The sequence below is a fragment of the Phytohabitans houttuyneae genome, from assembly GCF_011764425.1.
In the GTDB taxonomy this organism is placed as follows: domain Bacteria; phylum Actinomycetota; class Actinomycetes; order Mycobacteriales; family Micromonosporaceae; genus Phytohabitans; species Phytohabitans houttuyneae.
In genome coordinates this window covers 4656951-4674159 of the sequence record NZ_BLPF01000001.1, presented here as the reverse complement: position 1 = coordinate 4674159, position 17209 = coordinate 4656951, and the positions used below count along the sequence as shown (strand labels likewise).

Annotated in this window: 12 protein-coding genes and 1 pseudogene; 6 read left to right on the top strand and 7 right to left on the bottom strand. The window is 73.0% G+C overall.

The features are described 5' to 3' along the window. Positions 1–52: 52 nt before the first annotated feature. Positions 53–919 carry an ABC transporter permease gene (locus tag Phou_RS21555; RefSeq protein WP_173057666.1) on the bottom strand — a complete coding sequence of 289 codons (867 nt, stop codon included), beginning with the start codon at positions 917–919 and terminating at the stop codon, positions 53–55. Then, positions 916–3639: an alpha/beta fold hydrolase gene (locus tag Phou_RS21550; protein WP_173057665.1), complete on the bottom strand. Its 2724-nt coding sequence runs from the start codon at positions 3637–3639 to the stop codon at positions 916–918. The genes Phou_RS21555 and Phou_RS21550 overlap by 4 nt, the downstream gene beginning before the upstream one ends. Positions 3640–3749: 110 nt before the next feature. Here Phou_RS21550 and Phou_RS21545 point away from each other — a divergent pair. Continuing rightward, positions 3750–5932: pseudogene (locus Phou_RS21545) on the top strand (AAA family ATPase). A gap of 72 nt (positions 5933–6004) precedes the next feature. Further along, complete coding sequence (locus Phou_RS55010) at positions 6005–6421, top strand: YkvA family protein (RefSeq protein WP_173057664.1); 417 nt, start codon at positions 6005–6007, stop codon at positions 6419–6421. 25 nt (positions 6422–6446) lie between these two features. Here Phou_RS55010 and Phou_RS21535 read toward each other — a convergent pair whose 3' ends face one another. Then, positions 6447–7586, bottom strand: a complete 1140-nt coding sequence (locus Phou_RS21535; RefSeq protein ID WP_173057663.1) for a hypothetical protein — start codon at positions 7584–7586, stop codon at positions 6447–6449. A gap of 180 nt (positions 7587–7766) precedes the next feature. Between Phou_RS21535 and Phou_RS21530 the strand changes: the two genes are divergently transcribed. Then, entirely contained in the window at positions 7767–9530 is a 1764-nt protein-coding gene (locus tag Phou_RS21530) for a potassium channel protein (protein WP_173057662.1), read from the top strand. Between the two features lies 1 nt (position 9531). On the opposite strand, the gene Phou_RS21525 is transcribed toward Phou_RS21530, so the two are convergent. Continuing rightward, positions 9532–10758 carry a DUF4032 domain-containing protein gene (locus Phou_RS21525; protein ID WP_173057661.1) on the bottom strand — a complete coding sequence of 409 codons (1227 nt, stop codon included), beginning with the start codon at positions 10756–10758 and terminating at the stop codon, positions 9532–9534. Between the two features lie 665 nt (positions 10759–11423). On the opposite strand from Phou_RS21525, the gene Phou_RS52845 reads away from it, so the two are divergent. The 3 genes from Phou_RS52845 to Phou_RS21510 are packed head-to-tail and all read left to right on the top strand — an operon-like array spanning position 11424 to position 14115. Then, positions 11424–12152, top strand: coding sequence for a trypsin-like serine peptidase (locus tag Phou_RS52845; RefSeq protein WP_246273662.1), 729 nt, complete (start codon positions 11424–11426; stop codon positions 12150–12152). A 9-nt stretch (positions 12153–12161) separates the two neighbouring features. Next, entirely contained in the window at positions 12162–12860 is a 699-nt protein-coding gene (locus tag Phou_RS21515) for a phosphatase PAP2 family protein (RefSeq protein WP_173057660.1), read from the top strand. Between the two features lie 49 nt (positions 12861–12909). After that, positions 12910–14115, top strand: a complete 1206-nt coding sequence (locus Phou_RS21510) for a helix-turn-helix domain-containing protein (protein ID WP_173057659.1) — start codon at positions 12910–12912, stop codon at positions 14113–14115. Here Phou_RS21510 and nagA read toward each other — a convergent pair. From nagA to Phou_RS21495, 3 genes are read right to left on the bottom strand one after another with little or no spacing between them, the layout of a single operon-like run. Next, positions 14108–15205: an N-acetylglucosamine-6-phosphate deacetylase gene (gene nagA, locus Phou_RS21505; RefSeq protein ID WP_173057658.1), complete on the bottom strand. Its 1098-nt coding sequence runs from the start codon at positions 15203–15205 to the stop codon at positions 14108–14110. The two genes, Phou_RS21510 and nagA, sit on opposite strands and share 8 nt — an antisense overlap. Further along, positions 15202–16164, bottom strand: a complete 963-nt coding sequence (locus tag Phou_RS21500) for an ROK family protein (protein WP_371872194.1) — start codon at positions 16162–16164, stop codon at positions 15202–15204. The genes nagA and Phou_RS21500 overlap by 4 nt, the downstream gene beginning before the upstream one ends. Then, the gene (locus Phou_RS21495; protein WP_173057656.1) at positions 16146–17066 is read right to left on the bottom strand and encodes an SIS domain-containing protein; all 921 of its coding nucleotides are present in this window, start codon (positions 17064–17066) and stop codon (positions 16146–16148) included. Before Phou_RS21495 ends, Phou_RS21500 begins: the two co-directional genes overlap by 19 nt. Between the last annotated feature and the right edge of the window lie 143 nt (positions 17067–17209).

Genomic DNA, 17209 nt, shown 5'->3' with positions numbered 1-17209 from the left:
CGGCACAGTGTACGGGGCGAAACGCCTTACCGCGCCTTTCCGGTGATCTGCCTCACGAGACCACGTCCTTGCGGGTGAAGCGCCAGAACGCGAGCGACCAGAAGAGCGTGGCGTACGCCACCGCGGAGATGCACCCCTTGACGATGTCGTCGGACTGCACAGGGGTCGACAGCAGCCCCAGCCACGCGTCGCTGTAGTGGGTGGGCAGGAACGAGCGGATGCTCCCCAGTGCGGTGATCTGGTCCAGGATGCTGGAGAGGATGAAGAGCAGCACCGCGCCGCCGACCGCGCCGAGCGGGGCGTCGGTGAGCACGGACAGCAGAAACGCGAGGCCGGCGACCACGAGCAGCCCCACCGCGAGGTAGCCGAGGATGCCGAGCAGCCGCAGCAGCCCTTCGCCGGCGGGTATCTCGGCCGCCACGGTGCTGCGCAGCGGTGACCAGCCGTACCGCAGGGTGCCCACGAGCAGGGCGGTGCCGGCGAGCACGACGAGGGCGACGGCCGAGTAGCCGAGCGCGACGACGAGCTTGACCGCGAGCAGCCGGGCCCTCGGCACCGGCACGGCTAGCAGGTACCGCAGGCTGCCCCAGCTCGCCTCGCTGGCGACGGTGTCGCCGCAGAAGAGCGCCACCACGACGGTGAGCAGGAAGCCGGCCGAGACGAAGAGCGTGAACAGCGTGAAGTTGAGCCCGCCCGACGTGGCGAGGTCGATCAGGCTGGCGAACTCGCCGCCGCCGTTGTCGTCGTCGCCGCCGCTGTCGAACTGGAAGGCGACCAGCACGATCAGCGGCAGCAGCACCATGAAGCCGAGCGCGAGCTGCGTGCGCCGACGGGTGGCCTGCCGCCGCCACTCCTGCCAGACCGAGAGGGTACGGCCGGGGCGGTAGCCCGCGGCCGCGCCGATCGTCGCAGTGCTCATCGGTCGCCACTCCCCCGCGAGTTGTCGCCCACCAGGGCCAGGAACGCGTCTTCGAGCCGCCGCCGGGGCACCACCCGGTCGACGCCGACACCGGCGCGGACGAGCTCGGCCACCACCTCGCTGCGCGCGGTGCCGTTGATGTCCACCACGAGCCCGTTGGGTCCGTCGCCGGTGACCGAGCGCACGCCGGACAGTCCCTGGAGCACCGCCTCGGCGGCATCCACGTCGGAGACGTCGAGCCGTACCGTCGGCGAGTCGCCGACGATGTCCTCGACCGGGCCGGACGCCACGATCTCGCCCTTGTTGACCACCACCGCGTGCGTGCAGGTCTGCTCCACCTCGGCGAGCAGGTGGCTGGAGACGAGCACCGCCCGACCGCCGGTGGCGTACCGCTTGAGCACCCGCCGCATCTCGGCGATCTGGGGCGGGTCGAGCCCGTCGGTCGGCTCGTCGAGCACCAGCAGCTCCGGCTGGCCCAGCATGGCCTGCGCGATGGCCAGGCGCTGCTTCATGCCGTGGCTGTACTTGCGCACCTTGCGGTGGATCGAGTCGCCGAGCCCGGCGATCTCCACGGCCTCGTCGAGCCGCGCGTCCCGCTCCGGCCGGCCGGTCGCCCGCCAGTACGCCCTCAAGTTGTCCAGGCCGCTCAGATGCGGCAGGAAGCCCGGCCCCTCGACCAGCGCGCCGAGGCGGGACAGCACCGGCGAGCCGGACACGAGCCGGTGGCCGAAGACGTAGATCTCGCCACCGCTGGGCTGGGTCAGGCCCATCAGCACGCGCAGGGTGGTGGTCTTGCCCGCGCCGTTCGGACCGAGCAGGCCGACGACCTGGCCCCGCTCGACCTTGAAGTCCACATTGGATACCGCTACGAAGCCGTCCGCGTACTCCTTGCGCAGTTGGCTGACCACGAGCGGCGTCTGCGCGTACTCCTCCCGGATTGTCGAATCGGCGCGGCGGTGCCGGCGCCGCACGACCAGGAGGACCACCGCGAGCCCCAGCAGCACGGCGGCGATCAGCCCGGCGAGCACCCAGCGCCACAGCACCGCTGTCGTGGGGATCGGCTCGCCGGTGACCGTCGGCACGGTGATCCCGTCCCCGCCGAGGGCGACCGTGTAGAGGGCGGGCTCGGCCGGCGTGGCGTACCCCTGGTCGGAGGTGGCCACGACGACCCGCAGCCGGTGTCCGGCCTCGACCCGCCGCACGATCGCCGGCAGCGTCACGGTGACCGCGCGCGCCTGGGCGGGGTCGGCGGGCAGGCCGGTCAGCCGTACCGGGGCGACGATGCCGCCGGGAAGCGTGGCGGCGCCACCCTCGTCGACGTCGTAGAGCTTGACGAAGAGCACCGCCTCGCCGGTGGGCGACGCGGCGCGGATGGAGACGGTGGGTGCACCCGCGATGTCGACCGCCGAGGCGAGCGGCTCCGACTGGAAGATGGCGTGCTGCCCGGGCAGGTCGCCGATCAGCCCACCCACCTCGGAGGCGGCGCTGACCAGGCCACCCCCACCCGGCACGGTGGAGATGGCGGCGGGGTTGCCACCCGGCGGGTTGGCGATCGGCTGCGGCGGGCCGGCCAGCGCCACCCGCTCCGTGGCCGTGCCGGCGAGGCCGGGGTAGTCGTCGGCCGAGTAGCCGTTGGTGACGAGGCCGCGGTCCATCGCGTCGAAGCCGGCGACGCGCGACCAGGTGAAGCTGTTGGCGGGCGCGTCGCCCTCGCCCTTGACGTAGTGGTCGAGCCACTGCCCGGTCAGAAATCGCACCCTGTCGCGGTCGGTGCGGGGACCGTCGCCGCCGTCGTGGCCACCGGTGAACCAGGCGACGCGCACCGGCGTGCCGTTGGCCGCGATGCCACGCGCGTTGGCGTCCGCCTCGGAGAGCGGGAAGAGCGTGTCCGCCTCGCCCTGGATCAGCAGGGTGGGCGCCTTGATCCGATCGAGCACCGTCGAAGGGCTGGAGCGGCGCAGCAGCGCGACTGCTTCGGGGGTGGCCCGGCCGGTGGTGGCGGTGCGCTGGTACATCTCGCAGACGTCCCGCGCGAAGCGCCCGCAGGTGGGATCGGTGCCGATGCCGGCGCTGCCGCCGAAGAAGAGCCCGGCCCACCCCTTCTTGAACACGCCGCCGACCGGGTCTGCGCCGGTGGCCTCGGGGAGGAACGAGCGGGCCAGGTCGTTCCACGTGATCATCGGGACGATCGCGTCGACCCGCTGGTCCTGGGCGGCGAGCATGAGGGCGAGGCCGCCGCCGTACGAGCCGCCGACCACACCCACCCTCGGGTCACCGCCGGCGTCCTTGCGCACCTCGGGACGGGCGGCGAGCCAGTCGATCAGCCGCTGGGCGTCGCGCACCTCGTAGTCGGGGCTGTCCAGGTGGATCTCGCCGCCGCTGCGCCCGAAGCCGCGCGCCGTGTACGCCAGCACCGCGTAGCCGAGCCCCGCGAGATCTTCCGCGTCCGTGCGCACGCTCTCCTTGGTGCCACCGAAGCCATGTGCCAGCAGCACCGCCGGCACCGCACCTTCCCGGTCGCTGGGCAGGTAAAGCGTCGTGTCCAGGTCGACCCGCTCGTCGCCGCCCGGCCCGGAACGGACGGTGACGATCTGCTCCTCGGTCGAATACACCTTCGACTCCGGCCAGGCCACCCACACCGTGGCGGCCGCGAGCAGGGCGAACGTGACCGCGGCAACGGGCAGGGCGCGGCGCACGCGGACGGACCGGATGCCTGGCATGACGCAAACGGTACGGCGCGCCGCACCGGCCTGGCTGAGAAGCCTCTCAGGATGACCTCGCGGGCTACTCTCGGCGGGTGGCCGAACGCGATCTCACGCTGACCGCAAGCATGCGTCCGGCGGCACTGGACGCCCGGCGCGGCGTGGTGCGGCTCCACCCCGAGGTGCTGAGCGCGCTCGACCTCAACCCCGGCGACCCGGTGCGGCTGACCGGGCGGCGCGCGACGGCGGGCATCGCGGCCCGCGCCGAGCCGGGCGCCAGCCGCGCGCTGCTCTACGCCGACGACCTCATCCTCGGAAACCTCGGTGTCCGCGACGGCGGCCAGATCACCGTCGCGCCCGCGCCGGTCGTGGGCGCCCGCCGGGTCGCGCTGGCCGGGCCCGTCGAGATCGTCGCCGCCGTCTCCCCGAGATGCTTCGCCTCGCGCTGCTCGGCAAGGTGGTCACCGCCGGTGACAACGTCTCGCTCCTGCCCCAGGACGTGGTGACCGAGTCCGGCGTCCGCGCGCTCATCCAGGCCGCGCGGCGCAGCCTCGCCAACACGGTGGGGTACGCGTGGACGAGCACCCTGCTCACGGTCACCGCCGTCGAGCCGGCCGACGCGGCACTGGTCACAATGGACACCGTGGTCGCCTGGGAGGGCGGGCACGCCACGCACGAGCCCGGCTCGGTGGCGGTCCAGCCGCCCGCGACCGCCTCCGCGGCCGAGGAGGCGCCGTCCGTCGACGACCTGCCCGGGCTGCGCACCCAGGCCCAGGAGCTGCGCGAGCTGCTCGACCTCGGCTTCCACCACCGCGAGGTGCTCACCAGGCTCGGCACCACCGTCGCGCTCGGCGTGCTCATCACCGGCCCGGCCGGCTCGGGCAAGTCGGCGCTCGTGCGCGCGGTCGCCGCCGCCGTGGGCGCCGCCGTCACCACCGTCTGGGCTCCCGAGGTCGCCGCGCTCACCAACAACGACGCGGCGGCGCGACTGCGCTCGGCCGCGGCGGCAGCGCGGGCGGGCGGTCCCGCCGTGCTCCTCGTCTCCGATGTCGAGGCTCTCGCGCCACGCGAGCAGCCCGGTCCACTGTCGACGGTCTTCCGCCAGCTGATCGCCGAGCTGGTCCGCGCCGGCGCCGCGGTCGTCTGCACCACCAGCCGCCCCGAGTCCGTCGATCCCGCGCTGCGCGGGCCCGACCTGCTGGCGGTGCAGCTCGCGGTGGCCCTCCCGGACGCCGCGATGCGCCGCGAGCAGCTGGCCGTGCTCACCCGGGGCATGCCCCTGGCCGAAGACGTGCGCCTCGACGACGTGGCCGGCCGCACGCCGGGCTTCGTCGCCGCCGACCTCGCCGCGCTCGCCCGCGAGGCCGGTGTACGAGCCGCGCTGCGCATCCGCTCCTCCGACGCGCAGGACACCCCCACGCACACGGTGTCGATGGCCGACTTCGAGGCGGCGCTGGAGGTCGTCCGCCCCACCTCGATGGCACAGTCCACACTAGAGCTTGCCGCCGTGACGCTCGATGACGTGGGCGACATGGTCGAGGTCAAGCAGATGCTGACCGAGTCGGTGCTGTGGCCCCTCACGTACCCCGACACGTTCGCCCGGCTGGGCGTGCAGCCGCCGCGCGGTGTCCTGCTCTACGGGCCGCCCGGTTGCGGCAAGACCTTTCTGGTCAAGGCGATCGCGGGCACCGGCAAGGCGAACGTGCTCTCGGTCAAGGGCGCCGAGCTGCTCTCCAAGTGGGTGGGCGACAGCGAGCGCGCGGTGCGCGAGCTCTTCCGCCGGGCCCGCGAAGCCGCGCCGACGCTTGTCTTCCTGGACGAGGTGGACGCGCTGGCACCCATCCGCGGCCAGGCCACCGACGGCGGCACCACCGATCGCGTAGTGGCCGCGCTCCTCACCGAGCTGGACGGCGTGGAAGAGCTCCGCAACGTGGTAGTGGTGGGCGCCACCAACCGCCCCGACCTTGTCGACGCGGCCCTGCTCCGCCCAGGCCGCCTGGAGCGCCTCGTGTACGTCCCGCCACCGGACGCCGAGGCCCGCGGCGAGATCCTGCGCGCGTCGTCCCGCAGCGTCCCCTTGGCCGAAGACGTGGATCTGCAGGCCCTCGCGGGGTCGCTGGAGGGCTTTTCCGCCGCCGACTGCGCCGCGCTGATCCGCGAGGCCGCACTGGCCGCGATGCGCGAATCGCTGGAGGCGTCATCGGTGACGGCCGCCCACGTGACCACCGCCCGCGAGCGGATCCGGCCGTCGCTGGACCCGGTCCAGGTCGCGTGGCTTGCCACGTACGCCGAAAAGCAAGGCGCCCGCTGACCTCACCCCTCGTCAGGCGGGGTGGCCACCGGGAGGCCCTCGCTCGTGGCGAAAGCGCGCTAGCCTCGGCTCGTGCGGAGCTGGCTGATCGGACTGGCCATCGCGGCCGGGTGTGTCGTCGCCAGCTGGGCGTTGCTCCTGCTGCTGGCCCGCCGGCTGCCGCCGGGAGTGCTCCGGGACCTCGCCGCGTTCATCCCGGACTGCGTGACGACCGTGCGGCGGCTGCGCAAAGACCCGCGCGTGCCGCGGCGGGCCAAGGTGGCGATCGTCGTGGCCGGGATCTGGGTGGCCAGCCCGATCGACCTGATCCCCGAGTTCCTGCCGGTCATCGGCCCGCTCGACGACATCGTCGTGGTGGCGCTCGCTCTGCGGTACGCCGGCCGCCAGGTGCCCCGGGAGGTCCTCCTCGCCGCCTGGCCCGGCGACCCGCGGCTGCTCGAACGCCTGCTGGGCAAGGCAGAAAAGACTGAGGGGCGCGGGTCGGATTGACCCACGCCCCTCAGCGGTGGAACGCTCAGAACGGCATGTATGCCAGACCGGGCGTGCCCGCCAGGCTGCCGTTGGTGGGCAGCACGCGGGTGACGTTGTTGATGTCGCCCACCAGCGGCAGCCCGATCTGGGCGGCCTCGGTGTAGTCGGCGTCCTCGCCGGCCACCGGGCGCTCGTTCGTGCTGTGCCGGCGGTGCGACGGCGCCTTGGCGTCCGTGTCGTCCGCCGCGGCGGGCGCGGGGAGCGTCGTGGCCGGCGCGGCACCGCCGGGCAGGCCGAGGTCGCCGAGCGCGCTGACGAGCGGCAGGTCACCGGTCGGGTTGTCCGCCGCGCCCGGCACGCCCTTGAGGTTCAGGTCGCCGACCAGCGGGAGCGTGGCGACCGGCGGCAGGGCCTCCGGCTGGCCGTACTCGAACGAGCGGGTGAACAGCTCCGGGTTCCGCGCCGTCATGGCCTCGCCGATCAGGGCGGGCACCATGTCCTGCGCCTGCGAACCGGTGGAACGGGCGACACCGTTTGTGTTGCCGCGGACCGCCTTGCGGGTGCTCACGCCCGGGATCGCGTCACCCGGGATGAGGCCGAGCGAGGCGGGCACGGCGGCACCCGCGCGCGAAGCGTCCACATCGGACGCCGCGGGCACCAGGTTGTCCATGTTGCCGGCGTTCGCGCTCATCCCGTTCGCGCCGTTGAGCAGTGTGGTCGTGGTACCGCTCAGGCCGACCGCGTCGACCGCGCGGGTCGCGCCGACGGTGTCGGTGAACGTGCCGGCGATCGGCAGGTCGGAGACCAGGTTGGGCTTTTCGGTGTGTGCCTCGCCACCCGCGCCGAGCGCGCGGTCGAGGGAGCCGTGCCCGAGGGTGTCGGCGCTGACCGACGCGGTCGGTGACGACGGCGCCGAGCCTACGAAGCTGAGGTCACGGGTCGGGGCCATGTCGCCACCGAGCGAGCCGAGCTGCCCGCCCAGCACCACGTCAGACGTGGCGCCCTTGGCGTTCGGGCCGAGGTTGACCTGGGAGAAGTCGCTACCACCAAGAGGGGTGAAGAAGCCGTCGAGCACGCCTTGCAGCTGCGAAGGGTCGCTGGGCGGAGTGGCGTCGACGTCCTCGGCTTGCGCGGCGCCGCCGCCGAGCAGCAGGAAGCCGCCGGCGATGCCGACTGTCCCCACTGCACGATAGAACCACTTGTTCATGTCCATCCATTCAGTGCTTACCGGTAGCACCGAGCAATTGGTGCTAAGTACGCCAAAACCTCCAACGAGCTTCCGGCCAAACCGTTCCTGTCACAGCGGAAAGTTCATGATCGCGAGGGCTGCGCGCGGGTGAACCGCCTGGCTACGATCCCGGACATGTCGCTTGACCCGTGGCGTAACCGGGCGCGGCGCGCGGTGGTCTCCCGCCTGCGTGACGGGCTTCGGACCAATGGCGACGCGCCGCACTACGTCATCTGCGGCAGCGATCCGCTCGCCTACCGCGTGGTCATGGAGCTGACACAGTCGTACGAGGCACGCATCACCGTGATCGTGCCGACCCGCCGCCGCTCCGACGGCCCGGACATCGCCGACATCAAGGGCATCCACCTGGTCCGCTCGGACCGGCTCGACGAAGACACGTTCCGCCGGGTCGGGCTGGCCGGTGCCGACGGTCTCGCGCTGCTGCACCAAAACGACGTGGGCAACATCCACGCCGCCCTGTGCGCGCAAGAGGTCGAGCCGCGTGTGCGCCTGGTGATCCGCATGTTCACGCCGCGGCTGGCCGAGGGCGTAAAGCGGCTCTTCGCCGACTGCGAGGTCATGTCCGACTCGGCGATGGCGGCGCCCGCCTTCGTCGCCGCCGCGCTCGGCGAGCCCGCACCGACCGACTTTCACCACGCTGGGCGTAACTTCTACGTGGCCCGACGGTCGGAAGTGCGCCCGGACAGCGTCGTCTGCGGCCTCGCCGACACCCGCGAGCGCAACAACCCACGCGTGCTGCCGGCTGACCAGAGCCGCGCCGACCTGGTCCTGGCCGAGGTTCGCGGCCAGCAGACCGGCACGGTCCTCGCGGCTCGCCGCATCGTGCAGAAGCGGCGCCGGCGCCGGCCGTTCGCGGTGCTCTTTCGCGGGCTGCGGTGGTTGGTCAGCCGCAAGCTGGGCATCGCGACGATCTCGGTGCTGCTCATCTCGGCCACGTTCGGCGCGCTGTTGGCCCGGTCGCAAGGGCTCTCACCCTGGCAGGCGGTCTACTCCACGCTGCTGACCACCATCACCGGGTCCGATGTGGACCTCACCAAGTCGCTCGGCGTGCAGCTGATCCAGATCGTGCTGACGCTGGCCGGGCTGGCGCTGGTGCCGCTGATCACCGCGGTCGTTGTCGACGCGATCGTCAACGCCCGCCTGGCGCTCAACGCCGGCCGCCTGCGGATGCCGAGGGAAAACCACGTGGTCGTGGTCGGCGTCGGCAATGTGGGCACCCGGATCATCCGGCAGCTCCACGAGCTGGGCATCGAGGTCGTGGCGATCGACAAGGACCCGGCCGCCCGGGGCGCGCCGGTCGCTCGGCAGCTCAGCATCCCGTTGATCATTGGGGACGCGTCGCAGGAGGCGGTGCTCCGCGCCGCCTCGGTCGGCTCCTGCCAGGCGCTCGTCGTGGTCTCGACCGACGACGTGAGCAACCTGCAGGCCGCGCTCAACGGCCGTGCGATCCACCCGGAGGTCCGTGTGGTGATGCGCCTCTTCGACGGCGACCTGGCGTACCGGATCCAGAAAGCGTTCAACATCGGCACCTCGCGCAGCGTCTCCTACCTGGCCGCGCCCGCCTTCGTGGCCGCCCTGATGAACCGCGACGTGATCGCCACCATCCCGGTCGACCGCCACGTGCTGCTGGTGTCCGAGGTCGTGGTCGCCCGGGGCTCGCTGCTCGACGGCGCCATGGTCGGCGACGTCAGCCGCCCCGGCGAGATCCGGGTCATCGCGCTGGCGAAGTTCGGCGAGCCCCGCCCGATCTGGACACCGCCCGACGGGTTCCGGGTGACCGGCGGCGACCGCCTCACCGTGGTCGCGCGGCGCTCCGGCCTCGGCTGGCTGCTCAAGCGCGCGGCGGAGCAGCCCGAGCCGGCCGCGGAAGCGCCGTAGGTCAGAGCGAGGCCGTCAGCTCCACGCCGAGCACCGCCTGCTCGTCGGGGCGGTGCACCAGCACGTCGGCGAGAAACGACTGCACGGCCGGTGCCAGGCCGACGTCGCGTCCGGCCTCTTCGGAGAGCCGCCAGCGATGCTCGATGATCTGGACGAACAGCTCCGACGGCTCCAGCTTGCGCCGCAGGTGCGCCGGCACCGCCCGGACCACCGGCTCGAACACCTCGGTCAGCCAGCGGTGCGCCGCCTGCTGCTCGTCGGACAGGTCGCTCTCCGCCCGGTACGTGTCGAGGTCGTTGAGCAGCCGGCGGGCCTGGTTTTCCTCCGCGTCCAGCCCGGTCAGGCGCAGCAGCCGGCGGGTGTGGTAGCCGGCGTCCACCACTTTCGGGCGCACGCGGTAGCCGCCGTCGCCATCCACCAGGGCCATCGCCACCTCGGCCACGTCGAAGCCGAGCTCGTTCAGGCGGCGGATGCGGCCCTCGATGTCGTGGCGGTCCTCCCGCTTGACCTCCTGCTCGTACGTGATCTCGTGCCACAGCCGCTCGTACCGCTCGAACACCTCCTCGGCGACGGTCTCGGGGTCGATCGAGTCGTGCAGCAGGCCCGCGGCCTGCAGGTCGAGCGCCTCACCGAAGATGTTGACCCGCGCGATCTCCAGGTCTTCCCCGCGCTGCCCCTTGGAGAGCGAGGGGCGCAGGGCACCGGTCTCGGCGTCCACGAGGTACGCCGCGAACGCGCCGGCGTCGCGCCGGAAGAGCGTGTTGGAGAGCGAGCAGTCGCCCCAGAAGAAGCCGGTCAGGTGCATGCGCACGATCAGCGCGGCGAGCGCGTCGAGCAGCCGGGTCATCGTCTCCGGCCGGAGCGTGTGCGAGAAGAGCGCCCGGTACGGCAGGGAGAACTGCAGGTGCCGGGTGATCAACACCGGGTCGAGCGGCTCCCCGTCCGGGGTCGCCCGGTCGGCCACAATCGCCACCGCCTGTACCGCCGGGAAGTCGATGCGCTCCAGCGCGCGGAGAAGGTCGTACTCCCGCTCGGCCACGCGCTCGCCGGTCTCCTTGACCGCGTAGACGGTGCCGGCGAGCCGCACGAATCGCACCACATGCCGCGAGATGCCCTGGGGCAGCGCCACCAGGTGATCGGCAGGCCACTCCTCCAGCGGAGTCGACCATGGGAGGTCGAGCAACGCCGGGTCTACGAGGGCCGAGGTGATCCGCACGCACATAAGCATGCCGGGTGAGGGTCCGCGTCGCCGCTAACCGTGGCTCGTTACACACAGGCGAAACGGATTGTCACGGTATGTGTTTTGTGGGGGAGTGGAATGCGGCGAACTGTGGCGTTGGCAGCGGGGGCCTGCACGGTCGTGGCGCTCGCGGGGGTGGCCGGCGCGACGGCGTATGCCCGTACCGGAGAAAGGCAGGAGCCGGCCGCGGTGAGCGCGCCCATGGCGAAGCGTGCGGCGGCCGACCCGGCCGGCGCGGCCGCGGCGCCGGACAAGGCCGCGCCCCGGCGTCCGGCCGCGGACAATCCGCGGACCGAGGAGCGCGCCGGCGAGCGTGGCGGGCCCGCCGGGCGGGAGCAGGTCGGGACCATCGACCAGGTCGACCGGGTCATCGGGTACCTCGACAGCGAGCGGAAGATGACGCTCCGCTACCCCGGCGCGACCTATGTGAAGCCGCACTTCAGCCGCATCCTGCTGCTGCCCGGCGACTACCTGACCGTCTCGGACCCGAGCGGCGCCGAGGTGCACCGCGTCGAGTCCGGTCTGCTGCCGGGGCCGGGCCGGTGGGGCATGTCGGTCACCGGCGACACCGCCGTGATCGAGCTCCACTCACTCCGTCCCGACCTGCTCGGCCTCGAGTCCACGATCGCCAACCTCGGCGTCGGGTCGACAAGGTGGCCCACGGCTTCAGCGCCGAGGAGCGGGCCCGCCAGCCGCGCAACTCGCCGGAGAGCATCTGCGGCGGCGACCAGAAGTCGGACGCGGTCTGTTACAAGTCGAAGGACCCGGTGGCGTACGAGCGGTCGAAGGCCGTCGTCCGCCTGCTCATCAAGGGCAACGAGCTGTGCACGGCGTGGCGGGTCGGCCCGAGCAACCGGCTGATGACCAACAACCACTGCATCGTGACGTCGGCGGACGCGTACGAGACCGAGGTGTGGTTCAACTACCAGTGCGCCCAGTGCGGCGGGCACTCGGTCTTCAGGTCCACCAAGGTGTGGGGCGACAAGGTGCTGAGCACCGACGAGGAGCTCGACTACACGCTCTTCACGGTCGAGGACTTCGACCTCGTGAAGAGGTTCGGCTACCTGCAGTTCGACCTGCGGCGGCCGGCGAAGGGCGAGGAGCTCTACATCCCGCAGCACCCGGGCGGCGACCCGACCGAGATCGCGATGACCAGCGACGAGGACGCCAACGGCAACTGCGCTGTCGACGACCCCAACTACACCGGGTACGCCACGGGCTCCGACATCTCGTACTTCTGCGACACCGAGGGCGGTTCGTCCGGCTCGCCGGTGATCTCCAAGCGCACGGACAAGGTGCTCGCGCTGCACCACTTCGGCGGCTGCCCCAACTCGGGCGTCCGCATCGACCTGATCTACGACAAGATCAAGTCGCAACTGTAGCTTGGGGTCGTGCAGGAGACTCGCGACCAGCCCACCAGGTCGAACTGGCGCCGGCTCGAGCGGGTGTGGCCGGCCGGGTGGTGGTTCGACGCCGTCCTGGTGGCCGCGTTCGTCGCACTGACCGCCGCGCTCGCCGCCGGCTGGTTCCTCGACTTCGACCAGGCCGTCGCCGACTGGCTCTTCGATCACGAGTGGGACCCGGCGTACTGGGTCACCCGCACGCTCAACTTCCTGGGCAGCGGCAGCCCGCTCACGATCATCTGTGCGCTCATCGCGATCTGGCTGGGCGTCAAGCGGCGCTCGGCGTGGCCCTTCGCGCTGGTGGTGGCAGCCTTCCTGGCCACGGGCTTCGCCATCATGCCGCTCAAGCTCTGGACCGACCGTGCCGCGCCGCGCTCGACCCTGCCGGACGCGGTCGAGCTCTTCAACGACCTGCCGCCGGGTGAGTACAGCCTCTCCTACCCGTCCGGCCACCTGGTCAACACGATCGTCTGGTACGGCGTGCTCGCGCTGCTCCTGGCACCGTGGCTGGGCCGCACCGCCCGCCGCTGGCTGCGTATCGCGCCGCCGGCGATCGTCTTCTTTACGACGGTGTACCTCAACTACCACTGGGTCACCGACTCGGTGGCCGGCCTGCTGCTGGGGCTCCTGCTCGACCGGCTCCTGAAGCGGGTCCCCTGGCCCTCGCTGCCCCGAGGACCGCGGTAGCGGTACAGGTATGGACCACTCGCCGTGCCGGCGAGGTTACGGTCCCGTCATGACTCCACGACTGAGTGGCGACCCCACCATCGGCGAGCGCATCCGGGCACGCCGCCTGGTGCGGGGTTGGAGCATCCGGTACGCGGCCAGCCGGGCAGGTGTCTCGCACGCCACCTGGAGCAGGATCGAACGGGGGCTCCAGGCGGCGGACAACCGGTTCATGCTCGCGGAGATCGCCGGGGCGCTCGAGTGCTCACCGACCGAGCTGGCCGGTACCCCGGTGCCGGCGGCCGACCGGGCGGCGGTGGCCGCGCACGCCGAGGTGCACGGCATCCGCCAGGCGCTGGTCGACATCGACCTCGGGGAGCCGCCGAGCAGCCCGCCGCCGCCGATCGGTGACCTGGCCCGCGCCGTCGCCCTCGCCGACACGCTGCGGCAGGCCTGCGACTACGCCGGGGCAAACCGCCTCACGCCGGCGCTCCTGCGCGACCTGCACGCCGCGTCCGCCGGCCCGGAGCGCGGCCGCGCGTTGCGGCTGATGGTGGAGGCCACGTTCATCGCCTCCTCCGTGCTCCGCAACCTCGGGCATCCCGCCGAGGCATGGCTGGGTGCGGAGCGGTGCCGGGACGCGGCCGACGTCACGGAAGACCCGGTGCTGCAGGCTTACGCGGCCTACGCGCGGGCGAGCGCGGCGACGGCCTGCGGCTCGTACCGGCGAGGGCTGGCACTGGCCGGCCGGGCGGTCGACGACCTCCAGCCGCACGTGGGGCGGCCGGGTGGCGCCGCGATGCTGGGGTCGCTGCAGCTGATCTGCGCGTACGCCAGCCGCGGCGAGAAGCGGCTCGACGACAGCCGCGCCTGGTCGGCGGAGGCGGCACAGCTCGCCAGCCGCACCGGCGAGACCACCGCGCTGAACCTCTTCTTCGGTCCCACCAACGTCGGCATCTGGGGCATCGGCATCGAGGTGGACGGCGGCGATCCGGGCCGCGCGGCGGAGATCGCGCGGAACACCAACCCGGCGGCGATCCCGGCCGGCTTCCGCCAGGTGTTCTACTACGCCGACACGGCCCGGGCGCTGGCCCGGCTGCGGGGACGGGACCGGGAGGCGGTGCGCTTCCTGCTGACCGCCGAGCGCCTCGCACCGCAGCACGTGCACACTTCGGCGATGGCCCAGGAGACCACGCGGGCGCTGCTGGAACGCTCGCGGCGGATGGCCGGCGGCACCGAGCTGCGCGGCCTGTGCGAGCGCATGAGCGTCAGCTGAGCCAGGCTCCCGCGCGCATCACGCGCGACACGCGCAAGGAGTCGTCGAGCACGACGAGGTCGGCGCGGAGGCCGGGCGCGAGGGCGCCCACCTCGCCGGCGACCCCGATCGCGCGCGCCGGCGTCGTCGTCACCATGCGGACCGCGTCCACCATGGACACTCCCGCGTGTACCGCCTGGCGCAGTCCCGCGTCCATCGTCAGCGTGCTGCCGGCGATCGAGCCGTCCCGGGCCAGCCGCGCGACCCGGTCGGCCACGACCACCGCCTGGCCGCCAAGCTCGTATTCGCCGTCGGGCATGCCGGCCGCCGCCATCGCGTCGGTCACCAGGGCGGCGCGGTCGGGTCCGGTGACCTTCGCGGCGAACGCGAGTGTGCCGTCGTGCAGGTGGATGCCGTCGGGGATCAGCTCGCAGACCACCGACTCGGCGCCGAGCAGCGCGAAGACCGGGCCGGGCTCGCGGTGGTGCGGCGGGCGCATGCCGTTGAAGACGTGGGTACCGACGGTGGCCCCGGCCTCGATCCCGGCGAGCGTCTGGTCGTACGTGGCGTCGGTGTGCCCGATCGCGACCACCACGCCCCGCGAGACCAGCAGCTTGATGGCCTCGAGCGCGCCGTGCCGCTCGGGGGCGACGGTGACCATCCGCACCGCGCCGCCACCCAGCTCGACAAGCGCCGACAGCTCGTCCACCGACGGGTCGCGCAGGAAAGCCGGGTTTTGCGCGCCGCACCGCGCCTGCGACAGGTACGGCCCTTCGTAGTGGATGCCGGCGAGCACGCCCTCGGCCACCAGCGGGGCGAAGGCGGCGGTGGCGTCGCGCATCAGCTCGTACGGCGAGCTGACCAGGCTGGCCAGCAGCGTCGTCGTGCCGTGCCGGAGGTGGAAGGCGGCCGCCTCACGCGCGGCGGACGCGTCGCCGGTCGTGAACGTGTGACCGCCGCCGCCGTGCGTGTGGATGTCGACGAAGCCGGGCACGATCCACCGGTCGGCGGCCGGCGCGCCGGTACCAACCGTCACGATCGTTTCGCCGGCCAGCTCCACGTACCCGTCGACGACGCCGGTGGGCGTCACGACCCGCCCCTCGACCCTCATGCGCGCGCGTCCAGGGCGAGCAGGGCCGCGCCGACGCAGCCGGCCTCGTCGCCGAGGGCCGCGCGCACGAGGATCGGCTCGCGCTGGAAGCGCAGCCGCTCGCGGATCGCCACGGCCAGGGGGCCGAGCAGTGCGTCACCGGCTTCCGCCAACCCGCCGCCGAGCACCATCGCCTCCGTGTCGTAGAGCGTCTGTGCGGTGACCAGCCCGTCCGCCAGTACCTCAATCGTCTCGGTCCAGACCCGCACCGCGACGGCGTCGCCACCGGCCGCGCGGGCGACGACCTCCGCGGCGGTCGCCGCACTGCCGGCCGCGGCGGCATACCTGCGGGCCACTCCCGCCGCGGACGCCTCGGCTTCGAGGCAGCCGCGGGCGCCGCAGCCGCAGGGGGTGCCGCCGGGGCGCACGACGATATGCCCCAGCTCGCCCGCGGCGCCGTGCGCGCCCGCGAAGCCCTTCCCGTCGACCACGTGCGCGGCCGCGATGCCGGTGCCGATCGCGACGAACAGCACGTGCCGGAAGTCCCGTCCGGACCCGAGCCTTGCCTCGGCGAGGCCGCCCGCGCGCACGTCGTGGCCGAGCGCCGCGGGCAGCCCGAGCCGCGCCGACACAAGATCCCGCAGGGGTACGTCGCGGAAGCCGACGTTTGCCGACCACAAGGCCACGCCGCCCGCCTCGTCGACGACCCCCGGCACGGTGAGCCCCACGGCGACCGGCGCCAGGCCGTCGGCCCGTGCCTTTCCGGCGAGGCTGGCGGCCAGGTCGAGGATGGTCTCCCCGACGGCGTCCGGCCCGCGGTCCGCGCCGGTGGCGTGCCGCTCGGTGTGCAGCACCTCGCCGGTCACCGAGACAAGCGCGCACTTGATGCCCGTACCGCCGACGTCGAGCGCGACAACCGCCTCGCGCGCCGCTCCACCGGCAGCGGGCCCGGTCGCGTCGGTCATGCCAGCACGACCGATCGGCTCAGGTGGCGGGGCGCGTCCGGGTCGAGGCCACGGCTGGCGGCGAGCGCCACCGCGAATCGCTGGGCGAGGATGAGGTCGGCCATCGGGTCGAGCGCCTTGCGCCGGCCGCCCCACCGGCCGAGCGCGGAGTAGCCGCCGCCGAGGCTGCCGTGCACGAACGCCGCGCCCGTCGCCGCGACGTCCTCGGCCAGCCCGTCGGGCACGTCGCCGAACGCCCACACCACGCGGCCGGTCGCCGCGACGGAGATGGGACCGTGGCGGTAGTCCATCGCCGGGTACGCCTCGGCCCAGAACGTGGCCGCCTCCCGGCACTTCAGCGCCGCCTCGTGGGCGAGCCCGACGGTCCAGCCCCGCCCGAGGAACGTGGCCTGCTCGATCACCGTCGGGTCGACGGGCAGCGGCGCGCGGACGGCAACCTCGGCATCGACCGCGACGGGCCCGAGCTCCTCGCCGAGGTGGGCCCGCAGCAGCGCGAGCGCCGTGGTGGCGAAGCGGGTCTGCACGACCGACCGCTCGTCCGCGAACGGCAGGGGCACCACGTCGGTCGCCAGGAGCGCGGCCGGCGCGGACGGGTCGCCGACGATCGCCGTCGTGGGCGCGTCGACGGCGCCGAGCAGGTCGATCACCTCGGTCGTGGTGCCCGAACGGGTGATCGCCACGACGCGGTCGTAGCGCCGGGTGGAAAGGAACTCCGAGGCCTGGAACGCGTCGGTCTCGCCGTGGCCGGCGCGCTCGCGCAACGCCGCGTACGCCATCGCCATGAACCAGGAGGTGCCGCATCCGACGGCCGCGACCCGCTCACCCGGGCGGGGCAGTCCCTCCGACCGGCCGGCGAGGTCCTCCGCCTGGCGCCAGCAGTCCGGCTGGCTGGCTATTTCCCCGTCAACGTAAGCCATGACTCTCCTGCGCGTTACGGTTCGGACCGGCCAGCTTTCGCGCGTCATTGTGCGCGGTCCGGCCGCTCGGTGGCAACCGTGCGCAACTTCGCGCAGCGGCCTGTTTTGCGTACCACTGTTTCGCGCACTATTGTGCACGAAAT

Excerpts from the sequence above, each read along its gene's own strand:
- Phou_RS21555 (WP_173057666.1), bottom strand. The coding sequence starts at position 919 with ATGAGCACTGCGACGATCGGCGCGGCCGCGGGCTACCGCCCCGGCCGT.
- Phou_RS21550 (WP_173057665.1), bottom strand. The coding sequence starts at position 3,639 with ATGCCAGGCATCCGGTCCGTCCGCGTGCGCCGCGCCCTGCCCGTTGCC.
- Phou_RS21530 (WP_173057662.1), top strand. The coding sequence starts at position 7,767 with ATGTCGCTTGACCCGTGGCGTAACCGGGCGCGGCGCGCGGTGGTCTCC.
- Phou_RS21525 (WP_173057661.1), bottom strand. The coding sequence starts at position 10,758 with ATGCTTATGTGCGTGCGGATCACCTCGGCCCTCGTAGACCCGGCGTTG.
- Phou_RS21510 (WP_173057659.1), top strand. The coding sequence starts at position 12,910 with ATGACTCCACGACTGAGTGGCGACCCCACCATCGGCGAGCGCATCCGG.
- nagA (WP_173057658.1), bottom strand. The coding sequence starts at position 15,205 with ATGAGGGTCGAGGGGCGGGTCGTGACGCCCACCGGCGTCGTCGACGGG.
- Phou_RS21495 (WP_173057656.1), bottom strand. The coding sequence starts at position 17,066 with ATGGCTTACGTTGACGGGGAAATAGCCAGCCAGCCGGACTGCTGGCGC.